This is a genomic window from Paenibacillus sp. RC67 (assembly GCF_030020805.1).
Classification (GTDB): Bacteria; Bacillota; Bacilli; order Paenibacillales; family NBRC-103111; genus Paenibacillus_S.
In genome coordinates, this window is the sequence record NZ_CP125098.1 from 5,772,583 (window position 1) to 5,799,571 (window position 26,989).

Consider the following 26,989-nt stretch of genomic DNA (forward strand, 5'->3'; position numbering starts at 1 on the left):
TTACCAAATTCCCTGCTCACCAATTCTTTTGGCAATGTAATTGGCTGCTACTAAAAAGATTAACCCTACAACCGATTGAAACAGTCCAACGGCTGTTGCCTGTGAAAAATCGCCAGATCCAATTCCAATCCGATACACATAGGTACTGATGACATCGGAGTATTCACTTACCAGTGAATTCCCCATCACAAATGGCCTATCAAACCCGATCGAGAGCATCCTGCCTATTTGTAAAATTAGCAAAATAATAATCGTAGGCTTAATCCCAGGCAAAGTAATGTGCCATATTTTACGAAGCCTGCTGCATCCATCGATATCTGCCGCCTCATATAACTCCTTATTAATACCAATGATGGAAGCCAAATAGATAATGGTACCCCATCCAACGCTTTGCCATATCCCAATAGCTACATACATGATCAACCAATTTGTTTTTTGAGAAAGAAACTCAATTTTACCAATCCCGATGCTAGATAAGACCGTATTCGCCATCCCACCTGATGAAAATAGCAGATATACCATACCGCCAATAATTACCCAGGATAAGAAGTGCGGTAAATATAGAATTGTTTGGGTCACTTTTTTAAATCGGACATACCGGATTTCATTCAACAATATGGCCAGGATGATGGGTGCAGGGAATCCTGCTACCAAATCCAGAAGGTTCAACACAAGCGTATTCGTAAGCGCACGATAAAAACTATTTTGTTCGAAAATGAATTTGAAGACATCAAGCCCAACCCACTCACTGCCGCTAATTCCCTCAAAAATGTTATAATCCTGAAAGGCCATCAACACGCCATAGATGGGTGCATATCGAAATATGAGGATATACGCCATGGGCAACAGTAAGAGTAGATATAAGAGTGAATCTCTTTTTAAACTATGTAGAATACTGTTCTTTTTCTTTATTTTGATATTCTCTCTATAGTTTTCTAAAACCGCTTTCATTTTTACCGTCCCTCTCCTACTAATTTTTAACAAAATAACCTCCTACGAAATAATTTGAGCAAAAACCTTATAAAGAGATCTCATGTAAAGGATTATACTCTCATGAATTTTTATTAAAATGTAATTTTATAAATTATTTTTGTAATAATTTTATATTTAAAACTTGGGAAATCCTTATCGAATTAATAACTTAGTTGACATTCGCCCCTTTATCCGCTTATATTTACAAACCTTATGGAATAAATAGTTATTACATTAGTAATTAATAATGGTAGTTATGTTCTTGTCAGCCGACATGTACACAATTGTCTAATAAATCCGTTAAAGCTAGTAAATCTGCTCCTTCTCCATCATTGTATAATATGGTAGCACAAGTATGGCGTAATTTAGGTGGTGTTACTTTCTTATTGTTTGCACGTACATTAGCTTTTTTACAATCTCTTCATTGATCAATTGTACGACTCTTCTTGTTAAAGGTAAGGAAAAAGCTGCCACATCCTTGTTCATCCAATATGGTTACCTCAGTAATTCTTCCAATAATTCGTTCCATTTTATGTTTCAAGCTCGGATCCATTAGTTGCTCATGCCTCCTTCATTGCTTCATTTATTAGTTATTAAGTTTATAAGCTACTAGCTGTATCCGGTTTTTCTTTATTTTCCTACCGTTAAGCTAATCGACAAGATCTGGCTCATGTACCGGCAGCCGCTTTTTGCGAAACTCGGACGGCGTGCACCCGTTGTACCGTTTGAAAATGCGGATGAATTGGGTGACGTTCGGAAAACCAGATTGAACGCCAATGTCCGCAATGCTAAGCGACTTGGTCAGCATCAAGCGCTCGGATGCTTTAATCCGCCTCACGTGCAAATAATCGACAAAGGACATACGAATATGCTTCTGGAAATATTTGATAAAGTAGTGGTACTCCAAATGGACAAGAGTGAGCACATTCTGAATGCGAATCGGCTCGAAGTAATGGGCCTCCACATAATCCAGCACCGGCTTCAGTCGCAGCCAATCCGGTGGCGACATAGGCGCGGAGGAGACCATGTGGCGTACGATCCTTCGGGGAAGGAGTAGCTCTAGTCTGCTCCTTCTTAACCTTCAGTTTCTCTTCATTCATTTTTGATGAAACGGGCCATGCAAATTCTTTACAATGAAGAGAAGCTCACTCGGAAGCACCTCTGTTACTCTGCTCGCGATGCAAAATTCCCATGAATTCTTCACCTGAAATAGTTTCCTTTGTGATTTCATGTAACTTCTCTTTATTGTCCTCCAAGATCCGTAAAGCGTTCTTGGATGCTGTATCTGCTGATACCAATAGCGAGGTATCTCCGCCTAGATAAGGATTATTTACCGTTTCCAGCGCCATCATATCGACCGCCTCACTCATGCCGAACCGGGTAACCATCGATCTAGCAATTTTCGTGGCGTGCTCTATATCATTCGAAGCACCCGATGTGATCCGTTGGAAGATGATTTCTTCCGCAGCACGTCCCCCCATGTAGGTCGTGATTTTGTCCAAAGCTTGCTTTTTGGACATTAAGATAGTCTCCTGCTCGTCCACCTGCATCGTGTAACCGAGAGCGCCCGAGGTTCTTGGAATGATGGTGATCTTGTGTACGGGTGCAGAATGACTTTGCTTAGCTGCTACCAGAGCATGCCCCACTTCATGATAAGCAATGGTCATCTTATCCTTCATGGAAATGAGAACATTTTTCCGCTGATAACCAGCGATAACAATCTCTACGCATTCCTCCAGATCGTTCTGCATAACCTCAGTCCGTCCTAATTTGACGGCCCGCAATGCCGCCTCATTGACAATGTTAGCTAGGTCTGCTCTGGATGCACCGGAGGTGGCTCTGGCAATAACATGAAAATCGATGTGATCCGCCAGCTTCACCTTCTTGGCATGTACCTTCAAGATAGCCTCTCTGCCTGCCAAATCCGGAAGCTCCACCGGTACTCTTCGGTCGAATCTGCCAGGGCGAAGCAGCGCCTTGTCCAGCGTCTCCGGACGGTTGCTCGCAGCCAGAATAACGACTCCCTTATCCGCATCAAAACCGTCCATTTCGGTCAGCAGTTGGTTAAGTGTCTGTTCCCTCTCATCATTTCCTCCTGCAATGCCGGAATTGCGGCTTTTACCAATGGCGTCAATCTCATCGATAAAGACGATGCAGGGGGCTTTTTCCTGTGCTTGTGTGAATAAATCCCTCAAGCGGGCTGCGCCCATACCGATGTACATTTCCACAAACTCGGAACCGGAGATGGAGAAGAAAGGTACCTTCGACTCCCCAGCCACCGCTTTCGCCAGCAGAGTCTTCCCTGTCCCTCGGGGACCTACCAGCAAAGCACCTTTGGGAATATTAGCACCGATCTCCGTATATTTCTTTGAGTTATGCAAAAAATCGACGATTTCCTGCAGCGCTTCCTTAGCCTCATCCTGTCCCGCAACGTTAGCGAAAGTAACCCCAGTTTGTGTTTCGACATAGACCTTGGCGTTACTCTTTCCGAAAGATCGTGGGTTCCCTCCGCCAGGCAGCCGTGAAGTCATCTTCTTCATCAGCCACTGTCCGATTAAGAGGAAAATGAGAAACGGGAGCATCCAGCTTAATAAGAAATTCAAGATAGGAGACATTTGCCTTGGAATAATTCGATTAAAGGAAACCTTCGCATCGGACAATCGATCGACAAGCTTCGGATTTGCTTCGGGCGGCAGTGAATTGGCCAGCACGGCCATGATTATACCAAGACTGAAATGCCATTTGGCGGTGGTACAGGAGGTGGAGTATCCGTAACACCGCTGGCTTTTTTGATTATTGGACATGCAGGGGTTCAAACGATTTCTCTCGAAAACAGCTCCAATATTTATAGTAAAATTTTGGATCTTGCTCCTCAGCTTTTAGATAAAATGCAGGCATTAATTAGTCAGCAACACCCAGAAGCGTGAGGCGATCAATGGTATATAATCCATTCTTGATCGGGTTGTTCTAGATAAGCACCAAAAGGCAGCTTGATTACGTTTCCTCGTATTCGCTAACCAAAAAGCCCTCTGGATGGAGGGCTTGAGTTTGTAGAGAAACCTGAAAATCTGAAAAATTGCTTCGGTGCCCCGGTGGTGTATCCCCTTCCAGTCGCTGTTGTTTTCGGAAAACTTTGATTATATTCGCTTTTTAGCAGGAATTTCCCGAGAACAAAGGCGAACGCTAACGCTACTGCAGGGGATACCCCACCTTTCACCTTTCTCATTTTTTCAGTGCGATAGGGCTTCTCGACAGCCTGAATTCCTCGAAATGGAGGGCTTTTTTTGCTGTAAGAAAGTTATACTTGTCCTCTTTGAATTTCATTACAGGCACTTAACGAATGACCATCAGGGTCGATAAACCCAAAGCCTCCAAAACCATTTTTTATGTTTGGCTATGTTAAACTTTGTTGTTGATATTTGATATACACGAACTAATGTTCTATAAATAGGGTGATATCACTGTTCGGAGATGATTTACCCATGGATTTAAAGGAACTGAAGAGACTTGCTGATACATTGGACGATAATGGTAAGCGAGAGCTTATCTACTTTTTGCATTCCCGAACCAAGGGTTTGGCGGTTCCAGTTCGAGCGATTGATGAAATTCAAGAGCAGAAGCTGCAAGAATGGCAGGCGAGTTTGACAGTTTACTCCAGTCGGTGATTGGGGATTGGTGGAACGAAGGCAATTTCAGCAAGGAACTTGGAGCAGTTTTTGCATACGATTCCTACAAATTCACAAGCAATACCACTTTCCCTTATCTTATCGGGTGTTACAAATCGGAGAATAGATTGTCTTCAATATAGTCAATAGCATGGTTCATACGTTGAGGCCAATCCACGGCGATCCCTCCTTTCAAAAGGAGCATATCATGCGGTAGATCAAGTCGCCTGATTTTCCATGCACTTTTTTAAATATACCACTTCATGAATCTGCTATTAATAAATAAATATTGACAAGCTATTAGCTGGAATAGCGTAAAACGCGGCTGCCGATCGATGCCGGCAGCCGCGTCTTAGTTGTTTATTAAGCTTTGACATTATAATATGGACAGAGTCACAGGAATTGTACCCTGAAACAGTCTTGGATCCTATTAAGTGCCCAACACCTTTTTGCCGCGAGGCTGAGTCCCTTTGGCGTCCGGCTCAAGAGTGACCCCAATCGCATCAAAAACTGACTCTTTCTTAATAAGGTAGGTCAGAACCCCGGTTCCATCAGCATCGGCCAGAAGAGTGCCGCAGTTGTAACGCTTGCCGTCATGAATTAGCCAGACCTGATAAGCCTCATTTCCGTTCGTCTTGGAAAGACCCTTCAGTTGGACAACCACTTGATTCTTTTCCTCTCCCTGAAGAACCCAAGCAGTGCCTGAGGCCGTCGGCATCGAACTATCCACTGCATTTAATGTATAGGTTTTCAGTACTTGCGAAGGCGGTAAAACCGCGGCCGTTGTGATTTGCTTCTTCTCCCCGGGACCAGTGGCTGAGAACAGCAAGTATCCTGTCGCAAGAATCAATACAGCTGCTGAACCTATAAGAGCAATCCGGTGTTGAATCCATCTTGATCGAAATTGTTTCACTGGAAGGAATTCTCTTGTTGATTCCTCTGTTTCTTTCGCAGGATCATTACCAAAAATACCGCCCAGCACCTCTGCTTTCAAATCACGAGGAGCATCCGTTTCCTCAATCAGAAGAGGAATCGCATTCCAAACCTCGGCTGTTTCTTGCAGCTCTGCCATGCAGGAAGAACATGTGGACAGATGACGTTCAAATTTCATGCGTTCAGTATCCGTACCGTCTCCCGCTACATAAAGGAGCAGGAAATCACAATAATTCTCTTCTAGGTTTCGCACGAGTCATCCCTCCCTTTGTACCTGCATGCTTTTACGCAGGAGCTTCAATGATTGGTGTAACCTGCTCTTGATAGTGCCTAAGGGTTCATTTTCTAAATGAGCGACTTCACTAAGAGTATAACCCTGCCAATAGACATACTCAATTAAGCGGCTCTGGCTGGCCGAGAGCAGCTTGGAAGCTTCACGAATTTCTTCCCTAGTCATCTTCATCGAAACCAACGCTTCGGGGGTTCTTTCCAGTGAATCTGTAAGGAGCTCCATCTTTTCTGTCTCAAAGGGTACCACCTGCGGCTGCTTCCGTTCTTTGCGCAAATGATCGATCGTAATATTCCTGGTTACGGTGATCAACCAATTGACAAAATGTCCTTTGTCAGGATCATACCCCTTCGTCGTCGTCCACAATCGGGTGAAAACCAGCTGGACAATTTCGCGGGAAACCTGTTCGCTTCGGGTCGCCTTAATCGCGAAAGAATAAACGAGTTTGACGTAACGGTCGTACATTTCTTCCAATGCCGGACGATGTTTATCCATCACCAGCTCCATCAGTTCTATATCCGTTTTGCCGTGCATACCGGTTCCCCTTGCGTTGAGATTAGCGGTCTCGTTAGAATCGTGAAAGTAATATTACATATGATTCTATCTTCTCCTATCTCTTCTCATTTGGCAAGATATCCATGAAATTGAAAAACCCGGCTTCTTTGAGTGAGGCCGGGAGGTAATTCATTGTCATTTTACAATTATTTTCCCTTTCATATGTGCTCTGTGGGGTTCACAAACATATTCATATTCGCCTGGCGTCGAGAAGGTAACCGTCTCCGATTCCCCGGCAGTAAGCAGCTTTGTGCGGAACGAACCGTCAACAGCAGCCGCGTTGTGCATTATGCTGTCATGATTCGTGAAGGTAACTGTTGATCCGGCTTCGATAGTCAGCTCGGGGACACTGAATGCGAAGTTGGAGATATCAATCGTATAGGTTTTCGCTGTTGTCTTCATCATTTCTTTTGTTTTAGCCGGATCCAGAACGAACCAGACCTTATTAACATTTTGGCCGTTTGTTTGGCCTGGATAGGCATCTTTAATGTAATAATAGAGCGGCCACCCTTTGTATGTTGTCTGCATCGTGCCGTCAACGCGTGTAAACATGCCGAAATCTTCTTTTTTCAAATCACCGGAAACCGTCAGATTATCGCTGCGAAAAATGGGCCAGTTCTCTAAACAATTACCCTGGCAGGAATTTAAGTCAGCTTCATCTTTTATGAAAAAGTAAAGAGCTTTGCCGTTCCCATCAACCAAATATGTGCCGAGTTCGTTGGAAACCGTAGTTTTTACACGGGTGTTAACGGTTATAGAACCAGTGAATTTGGCGGGCTCGATCACATACCAAAGCTTGTTCACGTTCTGTCCCATTGTGTCTCCGCGTTTATGATCATTAATATAGTAGTAAAGCGGGTAGCCTTTGAAAGTAGTTTGTTTGGAACCGTTTGCACGCATGAGTGTTCCAAAATCTCCCTGCTTCGTTCCAGTCGGCGCTTGAATGGACTCCGAGTAAAAGACCGGCCAGTTTTCCAAACATTTGCCGCTGCAGGTGCTCACACCCGGTGTATCTTTGTCAAAATAATACAGCGTCAAGCCGCTTGCGTCCGTTAAATAGTTACCTAGGTCGGTCTTATTGCCGATTGCCGCAATAGAAGGTGCCTTAACAACGAACCAAACATTGTTCACGGCTTCCCCGTTTGTATCTCCGGCTTTTATGTCGCCTATATAATAATAGAGAGGCCATCCTTTGTATGTGGTCTGCTTCGTCCCGTCTGCACGGGTTAATACGCCGAAGTCGGTGGCATTCAGTTCAGCTGGCACCTTCAAACTGTCGGTGTAATAAACCGGCCAGTTTTCCAGACATTTACCCTGACAAGCGTTCGTATCACTGGAATCCTTACTGAAATAATACAATGTCATTCCTTTCCCATCGACGAGATATGTACCAAGCTGTGCTTTCGAGGTGAACTCAAGCTTTCCATATCTTAGTGCTTTAATCATGTCTGAATTCAGCTTCTTCTGCTCCACGAGAGCTTCCGCAAGCGTTTTACTTTGTCCTTTGATCTTAGCACCCAGAGCTTCTACTGACGCTGTGGCGATGTTTACATTTTTGAATGGCTTGGCGGAGGCTGCTTTGCCGAGCCCCAATGAGCTGGCAGTTACAAGCACATTTTTAAATTCGAAATCGACATCCTGCTTGTAGCCAAGCACCTCAAGCATTACTTTGTAATACTCTTCAGCGCTAATGAGAGATAGGGGGTCAAACTTGTTTTCTCCAACGCCGGTCCAACCCAAGGACGAATTCGCTTTCAAATAAGCGAGCACAGGCTGGCCCCCGCTCCATACCTGGGAAGCATCGGCAAAATTATCTGTACCTTTGAACGAAAGCGCTTCCTGCTCCAACCCTTTTAAGCGAAGGAACAAAATAGCAGCCTGGAATCGTGTAGTCGTTTTGTTTAAGTAGGAGGCCCCTACCCCACTTTCGTCTCCCTGCAAAATTCCAAGCTCCGTTGCAATCTGTGCGTCAGATACAACGGTAGCGGATGAATCTGCTGCAGTGGCCGATTCTGCAGCAGAAAACATGGAGCTTAGTATCAAGATAAGCACTAGCCAAACCAAAGAACCTTTTTTCAAACTCTTCAATGTAATCTCCTCCATTATTTATTTTTTTCCGGCAAGCCATTCTGCCAATGCATCGATCTCTTCCTTGGAGAGACTGCTTGCAAATGAAGGCATATCACTACCTCCATCCCTTATCTGCTTCAAGATTTGCTCTTTCGTCAGGTGCGATCCCACTTTCTGCAAATTCGGGCCAATCTTACCCTGAAGCTGGTCACCGTGGCAGGCCATGCAGTTTCCTTTGAAGACTTCCTCCACTTTGACGGTGATTGCGGCTGCCGGTTCCGGCGGTGAATCCGCCTTAGGCACAGTTGCAGCTTGCGGCGATGGATCCGACTTCGGCACAGGTGCAGCTTGTGGAGACGGCTCCGCTTTCGGCGCCGGAGTATCCTGTGGAGACGGCTCCACTTTCGGTGCCGGAGCAGCCTGCGGCGATGGATCCGACTTCGGTGCAGGTGCAGCTTGCGGCGATGGATCCGACTTCGGTGCAGGTGCAGCTTGCGGCGATGGATCCGACTTCGGTGCAGGTGCAGCTTGCGGCGATGGATCCGACTTCGGTGCAGGTGCAGCTTGCGGCGATGGATCTGCCTTAGGCACAGTTTCAGGTTGCGGCAGTGGTGAGGCTGTGCTATTCGGTCTCGCACTTATAGAACTGTGATTTTCAGCCGTCTGATCGGATTTTGCACATCCGGTGCCCAACATCACAGTCACGAGCATGAATGTGGTGAGTTTTCTCACGTTTTTCAACAGACATTCCCTCCTTTTCACTTTATAGGTTGCATATTAAGGAAACGTTATCCATCGTGGAGCGGTTTGGGGGGAGGGATTTTTTTTTTAAGCAACCTGATCTGTAATTTTACAGTAGATTCAGCGAGGACCCATTGTTTTATGGAAATATCGTATTAGACTGACCCCGGAAATGTCGCCGTTTCATTCAACTAACGTTTCCGTTAGCGTAAACGACCGATCTCATAAGCTTTCTCTATTACCGATTTGTAACTATTCCATTTAAAGTGAAAAGGTCCAATATCGAGTGGTTGATTTTTATGTTCTAAGTAAAAGTTACTCCACTCAACAATATCTGACTCTTTAACAATAGCTACAAATATATATCCGCATTCTATATCACCACACTGCGGACAAATAAATATAGGATACCTATGATACTGAAATTCAAAGGGATATCTAAATAAAAAGCAGTAAGTTATATGCTGTTGATGCTCATCATTCCCCAACCAAAGGCAGGTACGAAGTCGTACTCTTTTAGTCTTTTAAATAAGGACACCGAATCAATGATTAAGTCAGCAAATTCTGCGTTGCCTTCTTTTGAACCATCTTCCCCATATCTGCTAGCTAATCTTGTCTCCAAATAATTTATTTTAGTCATGGCTTACCCCCAATTATTAGCTCCTTAAGCTACAATCCATTTCGGAATATATTGGAAGTATCCTGCCTGTTAGTTGAGAAACGGCAGCCGATCGTTCTGGCCGGCTGCCGTCATGATGTATTGAGTTAATGAAACCCGTTAGCATACCTTCTGGAAACAATTCGTCAAAGTTGCACACTAATTTCTATAACAAAGGGAACCAAACAAACTACAAATACATATAGATGCCTATAGATTTATTAATGACTATGTACTTGTTCGGTGCGGCTGTCGTGTCAATGCTGAACTATTTTAGAAAACAACTTCTCTATCTTCCCTGAACAGGTTGCAAACATTTCCGCAAGCTTATGCTGCGAGGGAGGAAAGTAATTTGCCGTTTAAACCACATCCCAATAATACTGCTATTGTAATCACAGACCCACAAAATGACTTTATGAGTCCTGGGGGAAGAGGCTATCATCTGACTAAAGGAACTATTGAACGAAACAATACTATACAAAACCTTGAACTATTAATGAGAACTGCCATGAATAAGGGATACCAACTTTTCATATCGCCCCATTATTTATACCCTCAAGATTATGGCTGGCAATTTAAAGGAAATGAACAAAAGATGCTATTAGGTCTTAGAATGTATCAAGTGGCAAATGCGTACACACCACCGTCATTTGGAGCTGATTTTGTTCATTCTTTCAAACCTTATATTTTTGATAGAAGAACCGTCATTGCAACTCCTCACAAGGTTGCCAGCCCACAAACAAATGACTTGGAATATCAGTTACGACAACACAGAAAAGAGAAGATAATTATTGCAGGGGTGCTTTCCAACGTTTGTGTAGAGTCCCATATGAGGCATCTAATCGAAACTGGTTTTGAAACAGCTGTTGTATACGATGCCACCGCAACAATTAGTGAAGAGGATTTTCAAGCTGCCGTTACCAATTATAAAGCATTTGCCAGTGCTATTTGGACGACACAGGAGGCTATTTCAAACTTATAAATCAGTATCCCCAATGGTAATTTCCTTTACAACTTGTCCTAACTGTCCCCAAGCCATGATGAGTAAGACATGCTGTGCACACTCTAAAATTTAGTGCACTCGACATTACTTTTCTCAAATTACCAGTTCCAACATGTTCCTTAGCTAATGTTAATACCTCTAGGTCTTTTACACTCTTCTTCAACAAAAATGATAATTTCTCAAGGCTGCCCCCATCATATGTAGGATGATAAAAACGTAAGCTTTTATAATCCTGGCCGATTAATTTATTCACCCACTTGATATGGTAACAATTTAAATTCATTATTCGCTTTACATATCCATATAAACTCTCGTCATAGAATGGTTCCGGCCGAATTAGGAATGTTACATTATCCATCGATACACCTCCAACCATCTCTAAGAAATGCTTCAACAATTATTTGGTGAATAATTAATAATTTTACTATTAGATTCTAAAAATCCCAAGTGGTTATACACACTTGGGATTTTTCAAAAACTATACTATTGCTAATTTCTAGACTTCACAAATGAGAAGGGACTGATTTTCGTTTCAAAACTGAAAAACTAGTATATCAGTGTATATTTATTCATTATTTTGTATATTTCATTATACTCAATTTTTTTGAAACAAATTTCTCAAACTATATGAACATTTTCTCACTTGTTATGAAAAATCAAAAAAAAAAAAAAAAAGAGAGGTTCCCCCCAATGTCATTAAGTTAAGGCGCAGGGCCAAATCAAGAAAAAGCTGCCCTTTGAAACGGTTATGCAGCTCCTGATCTCCATGGGAGGCAACAGCATCTATAAGGAACTCTTGGAATCGCAGGGCTATGACGTAAACACTGCAACCACTTCTGCTTTTGTCCAACAAAGAAATAAAATCCTGCCGTCTGCTGTGGAATTCTTGTTTCACGCATTTACGCAATCGTATGCGGATATCAAGTCCTACCGAGGGTATCGATTACTTGCCGTTGACGGCTCGGATTTGCATATCGCAACGGACTCTGAGGACACGGACACCTATTTTCAAAGTCAACCGAACACGAAAGGCTTTAACCTTCTGCACTTGAACGCAGCCTATGACTTGTGCAACAGACTTTACGTGGATGCCCTTGTTCAGCCACGAAGGTTGTGGAACGAGGGAAGGGCGCTGGCTACTATGGTTGACCGTTCCCCCATCAAGGGCAAAACCATTGTGATTGCCGATCGCGGTTATGAAAGTTACAACAATTTCGCGCATATTGAACGCAAAGGTTGGAACTATGTTATACGGGTAAAGGATTTGGAGTCCAATGGTATTCTTTCGGGTTTGCGTTTGCCTACTAGCGGAGCGTTTGATTGGGACGTTCATCTGACCCTCACCAAAAAACAAACCAAAGCGGTTAAGGCTCGTCCCGAGATGTACAAGTTCGTCCCTTCCACGTCTACATTTGATTTTTTGGATTTGCAGGAGAACTTGTTTTACCCGATTTCCTTTCGGGTTGTTCGTTTCGTCTTGCCCAGTGGCGCTTATGAAACCGTCATTACGAATCTTTCTGCCGCTGATTTCCCACCCGATGAAATCAAGTCCATTTATAACATGCGATGGGGCATTGAAACTTCTTTTAGGGCATTAAAATACACCGTCGGTCTGACGCATTTTCACGCAAAGAGACAAGAGTCCATCGTCCAAGAGATTTTCGCAAGAATGATCATGTACAATTTCGCTGAAATGATGACCTCGCACGTCGTCATTTCGAAAATGGATAAACGGCACTCCTACCAAGTCAACTTCACGGTCGCCGTTCATGTTTGTAGACATTTCCTGCGCTCATGGGACGATGAACCCCTGCCCGATGTTGAAGCGCTGATTCGCAAAAACATTTTGCCGATTCGACCCATTCGCCCAGGGCAGAAGAATACGCGCAAAATCCGCTCGAAATCAGTCGTTAGCTTCGTTTATAGAGTAGCATAATTCGGTTCACATGAACATTTTTTAAGCGGATATGCCATCCGCTTTGTTTGCTGTACGCTTTTTTCCTTGCTTGCACAAAAAACAAACGGCATAGGACTTTTTCCCATGCCGTTTCTCGGATTTCATTTGTTTTCCCGATCTTGTCTCTTAGCTTAACTTAATGACATTGAGGTTCCCCCCCTCTCTTTCCCTTAACTACATCTACTATAACCGCAGTTACTGCAGCTTTTGCAGCCCTCGCTATTGATGAGCGAGGCGCTGCCGCAGGATGGGCACAAGTCGAGCGAAGTCGCCGACTGGCGGTTCACAGCATACTGAGCCGTCGTCTCCATGACGACTTCCTGAGTAGCTGTGACGTAAGCATCCGCTTCGTCAGAGAAATCGCCATGCATCTCCAGCGCTTTAGCTACCGCATCGGCAATCGATTCAACACGGTTAGCACCAAACCCAATTGCACCGGAGCCTCCAATGCCTTTGAGATGCTTCGTCAGAAGCTGTACTTTATTGCCGTGATCGCCATATCGCAGGAACAAGGAAATGACACGACCTAGCGCTTCTGACATGGCGAACACATCAGATCCTGCCTTGCCTACGTTCAAGAAAATCTCACTCGGTGTACCATTCATATCGTTGATCGTAATGTAAGCCATACCGAACGGTGTGTTGAATTTATAAGTAGCGCCACGCAATATTTGCGGACGGCGTTTGTATTCCTTGTCGAGTACTCGGCTCGGCTTCACATCGGATGAAACCGCCATCGATTGAAGCACACTGCTCACAGCTGTAAGTTCCTCACTCACCTTAACCGTTTCCGGTTTAGCCTCTGCTTTCAAAGTTTCAGCCGGAGTGGCTGATCCGGATTTATCTTCTTTCTTCTCCGTAGAAAGCACCTGAACATCGCGGCTGCCGTCGCGGTAGATTGTGACTCCTTTGCAGCCAAGATCGAAAGCAAGCTCATACAAGCGTTTGGTCTCTTCAACTGTAAAATCGGAAGGGCAATTTGCTGTCTTAGAAATGGAGCTGTCTACCCACTTCTGAATGGCCGCTTGAGCACGGATGTGATCCTCGGCCGACAAGTCCATTGCTGTCACGAAATGCTCCGGAAGCTCTTCATTAGGATGTGCATCCTTCCATTCCTGTGCTATCGGAACGTACTGCTTATCGAAGCCAAGTCTACTTTGACGGTAATATTCGAACGCAAAGTAAGGCTCGATCCCTGTCGATGTCCCGACCATCGTTCCCGTGCTGCCTGTCGGTGCTTGGGTAATAACGGTAACGTTACGCATACCTTTCTTCTGAATGGCTGCACCAACCTCTGGATATACACTGGTCATATTTTTCATAAATCCGCTTTGCAAGAACGGCTCTGCTTCGAATTTTTGGAAGCTGCCTTTCTCGGCTGCTATGTCTGCGGATGCCAAATAAGCTTCTTTTGCCATAAACCCATACAACTGGTCCAAGAACACGAGCGATTCAGGGCTTCCGTAACGAATCTCCAGTTTAATCATCAGCTCCGCCAGACCCATTGTACCTAATCCAACGCGACGCTCTCCTTGCTGATTAATCCGGTTTTCTTCGAAATGGTAAGGCGTCTTGTCAATAACATTATCAAGGAAACGAGTGGAGTAGCGAACCAATTTCCCTAGATCATCCCACGCAACATCGTGCTTATCCTCGTCATAGAAACGGGACAAGTTAACGGCAGACAGGTTGCATACGCCCCAAGCCGGCAAGCCTTGCTCTCCGCAAGGGTTCGTACATATAATGGGGTTAAAGTACCAGCTGTTGGACATCTGGTTGTAATATTCCATAAAGACAACACCTGGTTCTGCCGATTTCCAAGCTGATTCAATAATCGTATGCCAAACCTCACGAGCCTTCACCGTGCGATATACGTTCACCTGCTTGCCAAGCTTCTTCCATTTATCCAGATCTCCGTCCCACAGATCATCATATTCCGAATCTGTTGTATCTGGATATACTAGATCCCAGTCCAGGTCTTCCTTAACAGCTTTCATAAACCCGTTGCTTACGCAAACAGATAGGTTGGCATTCGTGATTTGCCCCATGCTTTGCTTAACGGTAATAAAATCGACCACATCCGGATGCCAGTCGTTCATCATCAGCATCAATGCGCCGCGGCGGCTTCCGCCCTGTTCAATTAGACCGGTTGTATAGCTGAACAATCCGCCCCAGGATACGGCACCGCTTGAAGATCCGTTCACTCCTTTAACAACGGCTCTGCGTGGACGCAATGAAGACAAATTAATACCTACGCCTCCACCACGCGCCATAATTTCCGTCATCTCGGAGAGTGTGCTCATAATACCGCCACGACTATCGTGTGGCGACGGAATAACATAGCAGTTAAACAGCGTCAGCTCATCGCTTGCATCGGCTCCTGCAGCAATCCGTCCTCCTGGAACAAGCTTCCAATCATCTAATATATATCTGAATTTATGAGTCCATTCTTCCTTTTTCTCAGGAGTTGCTTCTACTGAGGCCATCGCCCCGGCTAACCGGTCCCAAAGCTGCTCTGGTGTTTTTTCCAAAGTTAAAGTAAGCTTCTCTACTACAGATTCAACAATGTCTCCATTGCGCAGCTTAACGCGTACCTGTCTTCCATCCCTCGACACAACCTCGCCGACTTCCTTGGCAGGAAATTTAGGATCATCCTTCGTTAATACCAATACGGTATCCCCAACTTTTGTATGGCTCGTATCTGCGTCTTTCATCGCATAACGGTCAAGAAATATTTTTTCACTTAATCCATCGAGTTTATTGCCGTTTACCGTGTTCAATACAACAACCTCCCGAAATTAAACTACAACAAATTCACAACATCTGGTATGTGAATTTCATTATACAATACAATATATAGTGTTTCTAATGGGTGAGTAGCGGAATTTGGAAATTAGGACAAGACGGCATGCTGAATGCTCCTATTTGCTCCTGAAATCGATGTATTTCGTTAACGTCACCTTCACTTTTTTCGACAAAAATCAGTACTTTCAAGCCGCCGAAAACGAGTAATTAGAGACTATAGACCTATTGGCATTACTCTGAAAAACGCTCCCAATCTTGAACGATGAATCCTTTTTTGACATCCATCCTTTTCATTGTTAACCTAGTTGAGAAGTTAGTGAACCATCTCCCGAGCAACATCTGTTTAATGATATTATATCATAAGCAGGATCAAATAAACAAACATACGTTCCTATAATTTCTTCCAAATAAAGGAGGCCGCTCACATGTATTTGTATCAGAATGAATTTGTCCCTAAAGATCAGGTTCATATCTCACCCGACGACCGTGGCTACTACTTTGGGGACGGTGTTTATGAGGTATTTCGCGTTTACAACGGGAACTTATTCGAAGCCGAAGGACACTATGCAAGACTGGAGAAAAGTGCCCGCGATGTGCGGATTCCTCTCCCTTATTCAATCGAACATCTAGATGAGCTGCTCCGCAAATTAATTCAACTCAACGAGCTGACTGACGGTACAGTCTATATGCAGATTACCCGTGGCGCGGCATTGCGTTCTCATCCGTTTCCTAATCAAGAGGAGCCTGTTCTTATGGCATATTGCACCGAGATGGCCAGACCTCTGCAAAGCATGAAGCAAGGCATTACCGCTGTAACCATGGACGACATCCGTTGGCTTCGCTGCGATTTGAAAACATTGAACCTGCTGCCGAACGTTATGGCCAAGCAGCATGCGCTGGACCAAGGAGCTCACGAGGTTATTCTGCACCGTAACGGAACGGTCACCGAGTGCAGCGCTTCAAATATCATGATCGTTACGAACGGTGAATTACGCACGCATCCCGCCAACCATCTTATATTGCACGGTATTACTCGCGCGGTTGTGCTGAAGCTCGCCCGTGAACTAAACATCTCCGTGAAGGAAGAACCGTATACTCTTGAGGATTTGCAGACCGCGGATGAAGTCTTCATCACTGGAACAACCACCGAGATTACTCCGATTACCTCCATTAACAAGGAGCCCGTAGGACAAGGAACACCAGGAACGATAACCGAGAAGCTGCAAACGGCATTTGAAGGATTAGTTTCCAGATGTTAAGCCACACTCGTGAAAATAAGAAACCTTCGGAGAATCATCTCCGAAGGTTCCATATGTCATTTGCATATTTATCCGCAATAAGCTGCTCCACAAGGGATTGCTCATATTCGGTCAAACTACCCTCTTCAAGCTCGACATGCAAGCCTTCCGCCATCCCTTCACGAAATGCGCGTTCCACATCCGATAGTACGACTGGGGGCCTTCCTAGTTGACGGCAAATATCATTAATCGCCACCGCTTTTTGTGTAAATTGCTGCTTGAGCCTCTCTTGTATCCGTTCATTCTTAAATTGCAGCACACGGAATAATTGATCCGTATCCATATCCAACAAAATCGAACCATGCTGCAGAACGACCTGCTTCTGCCTCGTCTGCGCACTGCCGGCAATTTTACGTCCCTCTACCACAAGTTCATACCATGATGGAGAGTCGAAGCAAGCAGCAGAACCCATTGAAGCATATTTGCTCTTCTCTTCTTCTGTAGCCAAATGAACCATTTGCGCGTCTAAGCCTAATTTTTGAAATCCTAGCAGCAGCCCCTCGCTTAGAACGCGGTACGCTTCCGTGACTCCGCTTGGAATCCCCGGATAACTCTCGGACACGATAATACTGTAGGTCAATTCCTTGTCGTGCAGCACGGCACGACCGCCTGTAGGTCTACGAACAAAGCCGAGGCCTTCTTCACGGAGCTTCTCGAAGTGAACCTCCTCCGATTTTTGAAAATAGCCTATTGACAATGTTGGAGGATTCCAGCCATAGAAACGGACTGTCGGTCCCGACTTCCCTTCGCTGTTCGCGATGAGTATCGCTTCGTCCACTGCCATATTATAAGCAGGATGTTGTAATCCTGATGAAATAAACCGCCATGTTGGCTTCATGCTGTCTAACCGCCTTTCATCTTTTACCGCAAATTTCTTTCCCCGCCGTCAATTCCTCAATTTTGAACTCACGTTGAGGCTTATCGGCTGCATCCATGCCGACCAGAGCAATTGCACCGTCCTCTGCCAGAACCGCAAATTGATCTCCGAGCGGCGTAATGCCGACTGGCCTGTGATCCCAAGCCAACTGCACTTGCTTCTGGCTTTTCAAGTCGAGCAGCGCCAGGGGCTTTTCAATATCCAATGCATTATTCGTCACATCGTAACGGTCAATAAGCATTTTCCCTTGCAAGGCCGCCATGGAAAAGGAATACGGTCTCGTATTGGAAATAAAATTGCTCGTTAGCTCATACGGTACCTGCTGGGGATTAAACTTAAATATTTTATTAGACCATTCCGTCTTGTTGCGCTGAGAAATCATCATGTAGACATCGCCATTCGAATCAATACTGACCTGATCGAGAGGATAACGTCTAGCCTCCTGAATCATCTTCCCCCAGTCCCCGCTTTGCAAATCGGCTTTATACACATTGGAGCTTGTATCCGAACTGTTGGAGGTGACGAAGAACACATCCTTGCCTACCCCTTTAACATCCTCTACGCCACCGGGTACGAGCCATTCCTTCACCCATTTATGATCCTTGAGCTGATAAATACCTACCTTGGTCATGTCAGACCCTTTTGGGGACGTTTTTTCGGCGGATGAAACGAACATCAGGTCACCGTACACATAGCTGTGCTTAGGCGATAACTGAGGAGTTGCATATTGAGCAAATTTATCCGATTGCTTGTCCCTTATATAAAAGCCCTTGAAAGCTTTGGGGTCCTCTGGATTATATACCGTGATCACTGTGTGGTCCGTAGTGTAATTCACGCTGCTGATTGGCTGAGACGTCTGCAAAATGAGCTTGCTATGCTGCGTCTTGCTGTTGACGGTAAACACCTGATGGTCATCTGTAACCAGCAAATCTCCAATTTCATCGATAGCTAGAGTTGCCTCGGCATCAATCGTAGTCAGCTTCGGTTTCGCATCCCTACTTACGTAATGGAATATGCCCAAGCTTATCAGGATTAGCGCCACAAGCGCCGTAAGCCATACTTTCAATACCCATCCTTCCTTTCCCACCATGTATTTAACATCATATAGCATTCATGCGGGTTATGAAAGTAGTTCTTTTCGTCCATACTAATTTTTAACGCTTTACCCTTATGTTTGCCAGCTTTCCTACCTAAGGAAGGCTCCAAAAGGAGTGGCATGCCATGCAGACACCAGACAAACAAGAATATGTGCGACCTTTCAATGAACATGTACAGCTGCATTTTGACCGTGAATGGTTCGAGCAGCTCAACGAAAAAGCGCTACGCAATGGCCCTTGGGACGATTGGACCCTGTATCAGCTTGCTTATGAAGCCGAGAAAGCGAGCCTTATTTCCAGCTTCGACCAGCTTCAGTCACTCGTCCACATTCAACATGTAACTCCAATGCCTCATCAAATCGAAACAGCGAAACGAGTTTTGACCGAAATGCGCGGAAGAGCGATATTGGCCGACGAGGTCGGACTAGGCAAAACCATCGAAGCCGGGCTTATTTTAAAAGAATATATGATTCGGGGCTTGGTCAAAAAAGTGCTGATTCTTGTTCCCGCTTCCCTCGTGCTGCAATGGGTACGGGAGCTGAATCAGAAGTTCGGCATCTCCGCCGTAGCCCAAAAAAAAGAATATATGTGGGCCCAGCACGACATCATTGTAGCCTCCATGGATACGGCAAAACGCGACCCGCACCGTGACATTGTTCTTGGTATGGAATACGACATGTTGATTGTCGATGAAGCTCACAAACTCAAAAATAAAAAGACTACTAACTACCAGTTCATCAACGAGCTTCGCAAAAAGTATTGTCTGCTCTTGACAGCTACCCCAGTGCAGAACGACTTAAGCGAGCTGTATAACCTCATTACGCTGCTCAAGCCGGGCCAGCTTGGGGGTCAAGGAAGCTTTCAGGCTAACTTCGTAGTGGACAAGCGAATTCCAAAAAATGAAGACCAGCTGCAGCACGAGCTCTCTAAAGTCATGATCCGCAACCGCCGCAGCGACGGCAATGTCAATTTCACGAAGCGTATCGTACGCAACATTCCGCTTACTCTGTCTTCCGAGGAGCAAGCTCTGTATGACGGGGTTACCAATTTCGTCAAAGGCCGCTATGAAGAAGCTGGGGGAGACCTCAGCAGCATTCTCTCCCTAGTCACCTTGCAGCGGGAAGTGTGCAGCAGCCGCGATGCGGTATTCATTACTCTGGTCAATATGTTTAAGAAGACAGCCGAAGATTCGCCTGTTCGCCCCCGCATCTGGCAGTTGGTCGAGCTTATTCGAAGCATCAAGGCCAATACCAAAGCGGAAAAGGTTATGGAGCTTGTCCGGGAGATCAATGATAAGGTCATTATTTTTACGGAATATCGGGCTTCGCAGGAATATTTGATCCAGTATTTGAAGGAGCATAAAATTTCGGCTGTCCCTTATCGCGGAGGCATGAACCGGGGCAAGAAAGACTGGATGATGGATTTGTTCCGGAACCGCGCTCAGGTACTCGTTGCGACGGAAGCAGGCGGCGAGGGGATCAACCTGCAGTTTTGTCATAACATGATCAACTTCGACCTTCCTTGGAATCCGATGAGGGTTGAACAGCGCATTGGCCGCGTCCACCGTCTAGGGCAGAAGGATGACGTGAAGATCTACAATTTGTCCACCAGTGGAACGATAGAAGAATATATTTTGTCGCTGCTGCATGAAAAAATCAATATGTTCGAGCTGGTTATCGGAGAGCTGGATACGATACTGGAACGCTTTGAGCAGTCGAATTCATTAGAAAAGCATTTGGCTCAAATGATCCTCTCCTCCTCCAGCGAGGAAGATATACGGCGTCAGATGGACGATCTTGGACGCTCTTTCTCTAGCATTCGTACTGAAGTAGAGAGAGACGGCAGATCCCATGAAGAAGTTCAACTTAATACCATGCTGGATGCTGTGGGCCAAACCGTACCGTTGGCTAGTGAAGCGGAGGTGTCACCATGAAGACTGATGAAATACAAAGCTTTGTCATGCGGTATCTCGAAGCAGAGAAATGCGACATCGTGGAGAAGCATCCGGCTTATGTCACTGTGAAGCTGTCTCCTTCCGCTGATAGGGAGCTAACTTATCGTCCTTATTATTGGAGCTTTGTGGAGCGCACTGGCGTGACTCCTGAAACAATGACCTGCACCTTCATCTTCGATCCGGAGGCGCACAAAGCTTCCTTATCATCTGCGAGCCCCTCGGCAGCTCCAGCTGTTCCCGGAGAGCAGCAAATCGTCGTCGATTCCACCTTGGGGCAGGCTCAGTCCAATCCTTCAGGTGCGACGGCTCCCGCCGTTCCCGGAGCTCCAGCGCAGCAGGATAGTATTCTGGGGCGTTACTTCGGGTTTGTGCCAACCCAAATGACAGCTCGTGTCCCCAAGGATGAGGTAACGTTCGGAAGCCGCAGGCTGGAACAAATATTCCATGCCTGCCGTAGCAAAGGCCGGTTTGTACATCTATACGAGCATTATAAGCCTGAGCAACAGCCGAAATCTTCCCCAATGTCTACAACAGCTTTTGAAACGTGGATGCAGGTCAACTTTAAAGTGGAGTTTGCTTGTGATATGAAGCGCAGTGAAATTCACTCGCTAGGGTTTCATATGGTCACAGGTGAAATCTGTGAGCATTTTCAAGAGCGGCTGCAGAATAAACGGCTATCGCCAAGAATTCCTGCCCAAGTCTACATGATTCCTGACAAGTTTACCTTGCCTCGGGCGGTTATCTACTTGGAGCAGTATCTGGAAAATATTTTGCGGGGCTACGATCATTCTTGGGCGGAGGAAGCCAAGCATCGTCTTGAGGAAGAGCTTCGGCGCATACGAGGATATTATGAGCCGTTAATTCTCCATGCGGAAATGGAAAAAAAACATGAAATTGATACGCAGTATTTCAATCGCCGGCAAGAAATCGAGTGGCAGTATCGCCCCCGCATCCAAATATCCGTCATCAATTGCGGGCTGTTCCATCTTCACACGGGAAATCCAGCTATGAACTGACGAATTATGCTAAAAATAGAAGCAAACTTTTTTTTGCAGTGCTACAGGTTCTAACAAACTTTTCAAGGCATATTTTATACAATAAGGGCATAGCACTTCCTTCAAGCGACAACATCCGTGCCCGATACTTAAGACAAGCAGGTGAATGGATGAAAAGATCGATTGTATGGCTTTCCTGCCTTTTTCTATGGACAAGCCTGCTGGTTGCACGGCCGCTTAATACAGCCGCCGTTCCTGATAACCCGCCAATTCCGGTACAAGCGCTCGTCCCTTCTTCGACGGATCTTACAGTCACCACCCCAACCTTCATGGATGCCGTTAACCAGTGGATGAAGCGAATCTCTAATGAGCAAGGTTTCGAAACATGGAAGCAAGCATCATGGACAAGCTATCCTCTAGGTCCCGGTACTCACGGCTGGATCATTTTGCTCAAAGCAGGCGGAGCCGAAGTGGGCTACATGGTGATTTACGCCGAGGATCCTAAGGATCCGAACAAGTATCGTCTCGCCGAATATGGAAGAGGCAGCACCCCGCTCTTTAGCTTAAACACTCTGTACCAATCACTGGTACAGCTTGAACTCATTCATACGTCTTATAAAGCGGAGCGTTGGTATTCCGGTCCTCTCTATGCGGTCTGGAAGGTCACTTCCGGTACGGAGCTGTATTTTATCGATGCCAAGAGCGGTGAAGTACTCCCTCTTAGCTCCGCTAAACAGCTTGATGCCGCCCTAGCGGAAGAGCCATACTCGTCATCCGTGCTTCCTAAGCACTCCATAACCGCCAGCCTTCAGCTTGGCACATTCGATCCCTACGACCGTCTTCCATGGGTCAAGGGCACTCCGGTTAACGTGGATACGTTCGATAAGCTTGCAACCGTTCTCAAAGAACAAAGCAAGCTAACTTACGTAGCAGAGCTGTATGACCGTTCCGTCACTGTGCCTCTTGCCGTTACCGGATACCAGCAATGGTCGAATGAAGAAGCCTTCCTGCTATTGGAGCAGGACGGTCAAAGGGCCATCCCTTATTCCGTTGCTACCAAGCAAGGCAAACTATTCCCTTAGGTTTTTCTCCTCCTCCCTATATAGAAAAGCTTCCCATCTCTTAAGCGCGCAATTACCTTAGCGGCTAAGGAGAGAAGCTTTTCATTTTTTTTGCGCCAATGCAGTCCCCCCATCCACATTCGGATGGCCAGCGGCAGCATACCGAACCAGCGATACTGCCAATGCTCCCGCACCTCTCTTTGGCTTGCTCTAGTTTGCTTGCGTACTTCCTTCGGCGTTTCCATATATTTGATGAACTGCTCTGTCATATATTTTACCAGCTCGTCTCCCTTAGCTATACGCGATTCACCTCCATCCTATCATTGTAGCCATTTTGTCTTTTGTACAACCTCCTGATCTTCCTCTTTTCGCGACAAAAAAACACCCGCCATCGTTCTCCCAGAAGAGATCGTGTCGGGTGATATAGTGCTCTGATTATTACATTTTTTCCGGTGCTTCAAGACCAATTAGAGCCAATCCGTTGCGGATTGTAATTTGCGTACTCTTCACTAATGCCAAGCGGGCTTGGCGAAGTGCCGCATCTTCTACCAGAATTGGGCATTCATGATAGAAACGGTTGAAGCTTTGAGCCAGATCAACCAAATAACGGCTAACGATGGAAGGCTCCAGCTTGTACATTGCCTGCTCAACCCGCTCCTTAAAGAAGTAAAGCTGCTTCAGTAGCCCTTGTGATTCGGCATTTTCCAACAGTGAAGTATCGATCTGTTCCAGCTTCGCTTCAAACGCCATGGACTCACCACCGTTAGCTTTACGCAGAACGCTGCATGCACGTGTATGGGTGTACTGTACGTAAGGACCTGTTTCGCCCTCGAAGTTCAAAGCAACGTCCCATGAGAATACAATATCCTTGATACGGTTATTGCTCAAATCATTGAAGATGATAGCTCCCACGCCGACTTGACGGGCAACCTCGTCTTTATTTTCCAGGTTCGGGTTCTTTTCTTCAATAATCGCTTTTGTCTTCTCGATCGACTGTGTAAGCAGTTCCTCAAGACGAATAACGTTCCCTTTGCGAGTCGATAGCTTGGCGCCTTCCAAGCTAACTTTACCGAACGGCACATGCACTAAGCGGTCTGCCCACTCGTAGCCCATAAGCTCGATGACCTTGAACCACTGCTGGAAGTGCAGACTTTGTCCTGCATCCGTAACGTAAACGCATTTGTCAAAATCGTACGTATTTTTACGATAGATCGCCGCTGTAACGTCCCGTGTATGATACAGCGTGCCGCCATCCTTCTTGAGCATCAACGCAGGAGGCATGTTGTATTCATCCAAGCGAACGAGCATCGCTCCCTGATCCTCTTCAAGCAGGTTCTTCTGCTTCAGCTCATCCACTACAGCCGCCATTTTATCGTTGTAGAAGCTCTCGCCTGCATAAGAATCAAAATGAACGCCGAGCAAGTCATAAATCTTTTGAAATTCCTTCAAGCTGATTTCCACAAACCATTTCCACAATTGCAGCGCTTCTTCATCGCCCTGCTCAAGCTTCACAAACCAAGAGCGAGCTTCATCTTCAAGCTCCGGTTTAACATCTGCCTCATCATGAAACTTTACGTACAAGCGCTGAAGCTCATCAATTCCGTCCGCTTCGACGACGCTTTTCTCTCCCCACAGCTTGTAGGCTACGATCAGCTTGCCGAACTGGGTTCCCCAGTCGCCTAAATGGTTGATCCCTACACAATTATAACCAAGGAATTCATATATTTTGTAAATCGCATTTCCGATCATGGTGGTACGCAAGTGTCCGATATGGAATGCTTTGGCAATGTTAGGCGAAGAGAAATCCAATGCAATGTTTCGGCCTTGGCCGATATTTTGCGAGCCATAACGGTCGCCCTTCTCCAGAACTTCACCAATCACGCTGGATGCGAAGCTCGAAGGCTCCAAAAATACGTTGAAATAACCGGAAACAGCCTCAACCCGTTGGAATGCAGGATGATCCTTCCACTGCTGCTTAAGCTCCTCTGCAATGGCCTGAGGCGCTTTGCGAAGCTGCTTGCTCATCTTGAAGCAAGGCAACGATAAATCTCCCATTTGCGGATTTGGCGGGTATTCAACCAATTCAGCAAGCGATTCCTCGGTTAATCCCTCCAACTGAGAAGCAAGCTGAGCCGCTAATATATTCTTATAATTCATCATCATAGACCCCTTTCAATCCAACCCTGTAATCCTGCTATTTGTTTAAGTATATTCAAGCAACAAAGCACCCCAAGCGGGGTGCTCGCCATACATTCACTGAGTTTGCCATCATTTACATATGTCCATATTATATCTATCCTGAAAAATCGAGTCAAGCGCCTGAGCACGGCAATTCTTACGAAATTCGAAATCTTCGTACAAGCACATTCAGCTCCTGGCACATCTCTTCAATCGTATGTACCGATTCTGTAATTTGACGCATGGACTCCAGCTGACCCAGCGACAATCCCGCTGCATGCGATGACTTCTCCGATGAGTTCTTTGCTATGGAAGCCGATTCCAATACGGAAGCGGACACCTCCTGCGAACCTGCCGATATTTGCTCGGAAATGGCGGAAATCTCGGTAATTTGCTCATTCGTCTTTTGCGCCTTATCTACAATGCTGTGGAAGCCGCCTGCCATTTGATTGACATAGCTTTTGCCCAGTTCCATTTCCTTGATTTCTTTCTGCATAGCTGTTACCATATGAGCAACTTTCCCTTGGACTGCTTCAATTAATTCCGCTATATGCTCTGAGGACTTGCTTGATTGCTCCGCAAGCTTGCGAATTTCTCCTGCTACTACGGCAAAACCGCGACCTTCTTCCCCTGCCCGAGACGCTTCAATCGAAGCGTTTAGTGCCAGCAGATTCGTTTGCGCAGAAATATCTCTCATCACTTTGACAATTTCCCCAATCTCCTCGGAATGGGCTGACAACTCTCGCACGGCTTGCGACGAAGATTCTACAGATTCGTGAATGGAATCCATTTGCAGCAGCACTTTGTCCAGGTTCTCGCTTCCCTGCTCGGCTGCTTTTAGCGTGTCGTACATCATCTCAGCCATAGCCATCGAGGAGTCGGCAATTTCGCCCATGCCTTGAGAAATTTCTTCCATCGCTTTGGCGCTCTCGTCGGTTCCTTTCTCTTGAGCTTCGGCACCGGCAGCAATTTGCTGCATGGCAGATGTCATGGTATGAATGGAAGACACGGTGCGGTCTGCATCACCCGCCAGCTGTTGGGTCGTCTTGTTCACTGCTCGAGAGGTTTCATCTATGGTAAGGATCATTTCTTTAAGCTGCGATGTCATTTCGTTCACGGACTGGACCAGACTTCCAATCTCATCCTTGCTTTTGACAACAATAGGTTCTCCTGTCAAATCCCCTTCAGCAATACGCTTCACTCTGGCGCTAATGGATTCAATAGGCTTAATCATTCGGCTGATCAGCAAAAAGGCAATAAATGCAGCTACAACTGGGAAAATCCCACCCGTTTGCAGCGTAAACTTCAGCATATTCCACGTGCGATTATCCAAAATACTTGCGTCAAAATCGATAGCCATCAGTGCAACAATCTTTTGGGATGCATCATGATCTGCATAAATCGGGGCATAGCCCGTTTTTCTTTCCCCTTCACCGAACGTATAGACAGATGATGCCGCAGGATGCTTCATGCTGACCAGCATATCAACAGCCGCACGATCTATGTAGAAAGAATCGCCTGCTTTAAAGCCTTCCTTCTCTAAACGTTTGTCGGGTACAAGCAGTTTACCATCTAGACTCATTATGGACGCGTTCTTGAAAATCGGCTTGTGATCCACAATCCAGTTCACTTTATCCTTCAAGCCTTGGCTTGCTTGACCGTTGGCCAACTCTTTGATTTCAGCTACCGTAAGAAGCCCGGACGTAATGCTTGCGCAGCCAATCAACTCATCGCCCGCCGCTTCATCAATTTGTTTGTAATTGACATAATAACCAATGACAAGCAAGGACAGAACACTTGTTAAAACAGCGATAACAACAAGCCAAGTTACTTTTCCCACGATTCCTAATCTCATTGAAGACCCCCCTTTTCTTTTTAGCC

The 26,989-nt window shown here is 45.7% G+C and carries 21 protein-coding genes and 1 pseudogene; 8 read left to right on the forward strand and 14 right to left on the reverse strand.

Annotation, left to right across the window (positions count from 1 at the left end; translation table 11 throughout):
• The 3 genes from QMA13_RS26175 to ftsH all read right to left on the reverse strand — a co-directional run bounded on the left by QMA13_RS26175 (position 1) and on the right by ftsH (position 3,689).
• Positions 1-951: an ABC transporter permease gene (locus QMA13_RS26175; protein WP_282936642.1), complete on the reverse strand. Its 951-nt coding sequence runs from the start codon at positions 949-951 to the stop codon at positions 1-3.
• 670 nt (positions 952-1,621) lie between these two features.
• Positions 1,622-1,981 (reverse strand): helix-turn-helix transcriptional regulator, encoded by a 360-nt coding sequence (locus tag QMA13_RS26180; protein WP_282936643.1) that lies wholly within the window; start codon positions 1,979-1,981, stop codon positions 1,622-1,624.
• Between the two features lie 136 nt (positions 1,982-2,117).
• Complete coding sequence (gene ftsH, locus QMA13_RS26185; RefSeq protein ID WP_282936644.1) at positions 2,118-3,689, reverse strand: ATP-dependent zinc metalloprotease FtsH; 1,572 nt, start codon at positions 3,687-3,689, stop codon at positions 2,118-2,120.
• On the opposite strand from ftsH, the gene QMA13_RS26190 reads away from it, so the two are divergent.
• Together QMA13_RS26190 and QMA13_RS26195 are read left to right on the forward strand one after the other, a co-directional pair.
• The gene (locus QMA13_RS26190; protein ID WP_282943561.1) at positions 3,672-3,899 is read left to right on the forward strand and encodes a spore germination protein GerW family protein; all 228 of its coding nucleotides are present in this window, start codon (positions 3,672-3,674) and stop codon (positions 3,897-3,899) included. The genes ftsH and QMA13_RS26190 overlap by 18 nt on opposite strands.
• Before the next feature lie 555 nt (positions 3,900-4,454).
• Positions 4,455-4,592: pseudogene (locus QMA13_RS26195) on the forward strand (IS1595 family transposase); the annotation flags it as partial.
• Between the two features lie 475 nt (positions 4,593-5,067).
• Here the strand turns inward: QMA13_RS26195 and QMA13_RS26200 are convergent.
• The 5 genes from QMA13_RS26200 to QMA13_RS26220 all read right to left on the reverse strand — a co-directional run bounded on the left by QMA13_RS26200 (position 5,068) and on the right by QMA13_RS26220 (position 9,865).
• Complete coding sequence (locus QMA13_RS26200; RefSeq protein WP_282936645.1) at positions 5,068-5,823, reverse strand: anti-sigma factor; 756 nt, start codon at positions 5,821-5,823, stop codon at positions 5,068-5,070.
• A gap of 3 nt (positions 5,824-5,826) precedes the next feature.
• Positions 5,827-6,393 carry an RNA polymerase sigma factor gene (locus QMA13_RS26205; protein WP_282936646.1) on the reverse strand — a complete coding sequence of 189 codons (567 nt, stop codon included), beginning with the start codon at positions 6,391-6,393 and terminating at the stop codon, positions 5,827-5,829.
• 156 nt (positions 6,394-6,549) lie between these two features.
• Positions 6,550-8,502 (reverse strand): plastocyanin/azurin family copper-binding protein, encoded by a 1,953-nt coding sequence (locus tag QMA13_RS26210; protein ID WP_282936647.1) that lies wholly within the window; start codon positions 8,500-8,502, stop codon positions 6,550-6,552.
• Between the two features lie 18 nt (positions 8,503-8,520).
• Positions 8,521-9,216: a cytochrome c gene (locus QMA13_RS26215; RefSeq protein ID WP_282943562.1), complete on the reverse strand. Its 696-nt coding sequence runs from the start codon at positions 9,214-9,216 to the stop codon at positions 8,521-8,523.
• A 466-nt stretch (positions 9,217-9,682) separates the two neighbouring features.
• Complete coding sequence (locus tag QMA13_RS26220) at positions 9,683-9,865, reverse strand: hypothetical protein (RefSeq protein WP_282936648.1); 183 nt, start codon at positions 9,863-9,865, stop codon at positions 9,683-9,685.
• Positions 9,866-10,235: 370 nt separating this feature from the next.
• Here QMA13_RS26220 and QMA13_RS26225 point away from each other — a divergent pair, with 370 nt between their 5' ends.
• On the forward strand, positions 10,236-10,865 hold the full coding sequence (locus QMA13_RS26225) for a cysteine hydrolase family protein (RefSeq protein ID WP_282936649.1): 630 nt from the start codon (positions 10,236-10,238) through the stop codon (positions 10,863-10,865).
• 739 nt (positions 10,866-11,604) lie between these two features.
• Entirely contained in the window at positions 11,605-12,822 is a 1,218-nt protein-coding gene (locus QMA13_RS26230; protein ID WP_282943563.1) for an IS4 family transposase, read from the forward strand.
• A gap of 191 nt (positions 12,823-13,013) precedes the next feature.
• Here the strand turns inward: QMA13_RS26230 and QMA13_RS26235 are convergent, their stop codons facing one another.
• Positions 13,014-15,557, reverse strand: a complete 2,544-nt coding sequence (locus QMA13_RS26235; RefSeq protein WP_481858250.1) for an adenosylcobalamin-dependent ribonucleoside-diphosphate reductase — start codon at positions 15,555-15,557, stop codon at positions 13,014-13,016.
• Positions 15,558-16,073: 516 nt separating this feature from the next.
• Here QMA13_RS26235 and dat point away from each other — a divergent pair.
• On the forward strand, positions 16,074-16,907 hold the full coding sequence (dat, locus tag QMA13_RS26240) for a D-amino-acid transaminase (RefSeq protein WP_282936651.1): 834 nt from the start codon (positions 16,074-16,076) through the stop codon (positions 16,905-16,907).
• A 34-nt stretch (positions 16,908-16,941) separates the two neighbouring features.
• Here the strand turns inward: dat and QMA13_RS26245 are convergent, their stop codons facing one another.
• Positions 16,942-17,784: a lipoate--protein ligase family protein gene (locus tag QMA13_RS26245; RefSeq protein ID WP_282936652.1), complete on the reverse strand. Its 843-nt coding sequence runs from the start codon at positions 17,782-17,784 to the stop codon at positions 16,942-16,944.
• A 16-nt stretch (positions 17,785-17,800) separates the two neighbouring features.
• The gene (locus QMA13_RS26250) at positions 17,801-18,913 is read right to left on the reverse strand and encodes a hypothetical protein (protein ID WP_282936653.1); all 1,113 of its coding nucleotides are present in this window, start codon (positions 18,911-18,913) and stop codon (positions 17,801-17,803) included.
• A gap of 131 nt (positions 18,914-19,044) precedes the next feature.
• Between QMA13_RS26250 and QMA13_RS26255 the strand changes: the two genes are divergently transcribed.
• The 3 genes from QMA13_RS26255 to QMA13_RS26265 all read left to right on the forward strand — a co-directional run bounded on the left by QMA13_RS26255 (position 19,045) and on the right by QMA13_RS26265 (position 22,951).
• A complete protein-coding gene (locus tag QMA13_RS26255) occupies positions 19,045-20,853 on the forward strand; it encodes a DEAD/DEAH box helicase (protein ID WP_282936654.1) in 1,809 nt (602 codons plus the stop codon).
• Entirely contained in the window at positions 20,850-21,890 is a 1,041-nt protein-coding gene (locus QMA13_RS26260; protein ID WP_282936655.1) for a YqhG family protein, read from the forward strand. Before QMA13_RS26255 ends, QMA13_RS26260 begins: the two co-directional genes overlap by 4 nt.
• A 149-nt stretch (positions 21,891-22,039) precedes the next feature.
• Complete coding sequence (locus tag QMA13_RS26265) at positions 22,040-22,951, forward strand: hypothetical protein (RefSeq protein WP_282936656.1); 912 nt, start codon at positions 22,040-22,042, stop codon at positions 22,949-22,951.
• Here the strand turns inward: QMA13_RS26265 and QMA13_RS26270 are convergent.
• From QMA13_RS26270 to QMA13_RS26280, 3 genes are all read right to left on the reverse strand, one after another.
• Entirely contained in the window at positions 22,948-23,229 is a 282-nt protein-coding gene (locus QMA13_RS26270; protein ID WP_282943565.1) for a YqzE family protein, read from the reverse strand. The genes QMA13_RS26265 and QMA13_RS26270 overlap by 4 nt on opposite strands.
• Before the next feature lie 139 nt (positions 23,230-23,368).
• Positions 23,369-25,087, reverse strand: a complete 1,719-nt coding sequence (gene argS, locus QMA13_RS26275; RefSeq protein WP_282943567.1) for an arginine--tRNA ligase — start codon at positions 25,085-25,087, stop codon at positions 23,369-23,371.
• 178 nt (positions 25,088-25,265) lie between these two features.
• Entirely contained in the window at positions 25,266-26,963 is a 1,698-nt protein-coding gene (locus QMA13_RS26280; protein ID WP_282936657.1) for a methyl-accepting chemotaxis protein, read from the reverse strand.
• Between the last annotated feature and the right edge of the window lie 26 nt (positions 26,964-26,989).

What these genes read in the sequence shown, in the direction of transcription:
- QMA13_RS26235 (WP_481858250.1), bottom strand. Translation starts at nt 15,557, where the DNA reads ATGAAAGACGCAGATACGAGCCATACAAAAGTTGGGGATACCGTATTG.
- QMA13_RS26175 (WP_282936642.1), bottom strand. Translation starts at nt 951, where the DNA reads ATGAAAGCGGTTTTAGAAAACTATAGAGAGAATATCAAAATAAAGAAA.
- QMA13_RS26280 (WP_282936657.1), bottom strand. Translation starts at nt 26,963, where the DNA reads ATGAGATTAGGAATCGTGGGAAAAGTAACTTGGCTTGTTGTTATCGCT.
- QMA13_RS26205 (WP_282936646.1), bottom strand. Translation starts at nt 6,393, where the DNA reads ATGCACGGCAAAACGGATATAGAACTGATGGAGCTGGTGATGGATAAA.
- QMA13_RS26220 (WP_282936648.1), bottom strand. Translation starts at nt 9,865, where the DNA reads ATGACTAAAATAAATTATTTGGAGACAAGATTAGCTAGCAGATATGGG.
- argS (WP_282943567.1), bottom strand. Translation starts at nt 25,087, where the DNA reads ATGAATTATAAGAATATATTAGCGGCTCAGCTTGCTTCTCAGTTGGAG.
- QMA13_RS26180 (WP_282936643.1), bottom strand. Translation starts at nt 1,981, where the DNA reads ATGTCGCCACCGGATTGGCTGCGACTGAAGCCGGTGCTGGATTATGTG.
- ftsH (WP_282936644.1), bottom strand. Translation starts at nt 3,689, where the DNA reads ATGGCCGTGCTGGCCAATTCACTGCCGCCCGAAGCAAATCCGAAGCTT.
- dat (WP_282936651.1), top strand. Translation starts at nt 16,074, where the DNA reads ATGTATTTGTATCAGAATGAATTTGTCCCTAAAGATCAGGTTCATATC.
- QMA13_RS26260 (WP_282936655.1), top strand. Translation starts at nt 20,850, where the DNA reads ATGAAGACTGATGAAATACAAAGCTTTGTCATGCGGTATCTCGAAGCA.
- QMA13_RS26255 (WP_282936654.1), top strand. Translation starts at nt 19,045, where the DNA reads ATGCAGACACCAGACAAACAAGAATATGTGCGACCTTTCAATGAACAT.
- QMA13_RS26250 (WP_282936653.1), bottom strand. Translation starts at nt 18,913, where the DNA reads ATGGTGGGAAAGGAAGGATGGGTATTGAAAGTATGGCTTACGGCGCTT.
- QMA13_RS26265 (WP_282936656.1), top strand. Translation starts at nt 22,040, where the DNA reads ATGAAAAGATCGATTGTATGGCTTTCCTGCCTTTTTCTATGGACAAGC.
- QMA13_RS26245 (WP_282936652.1), bottom strand. Translation starts at nt 17,784, where the DNA reads ATGAAGCCAACATGGCGGTTTATTTCATCAGGATTACAACATCCTGCT.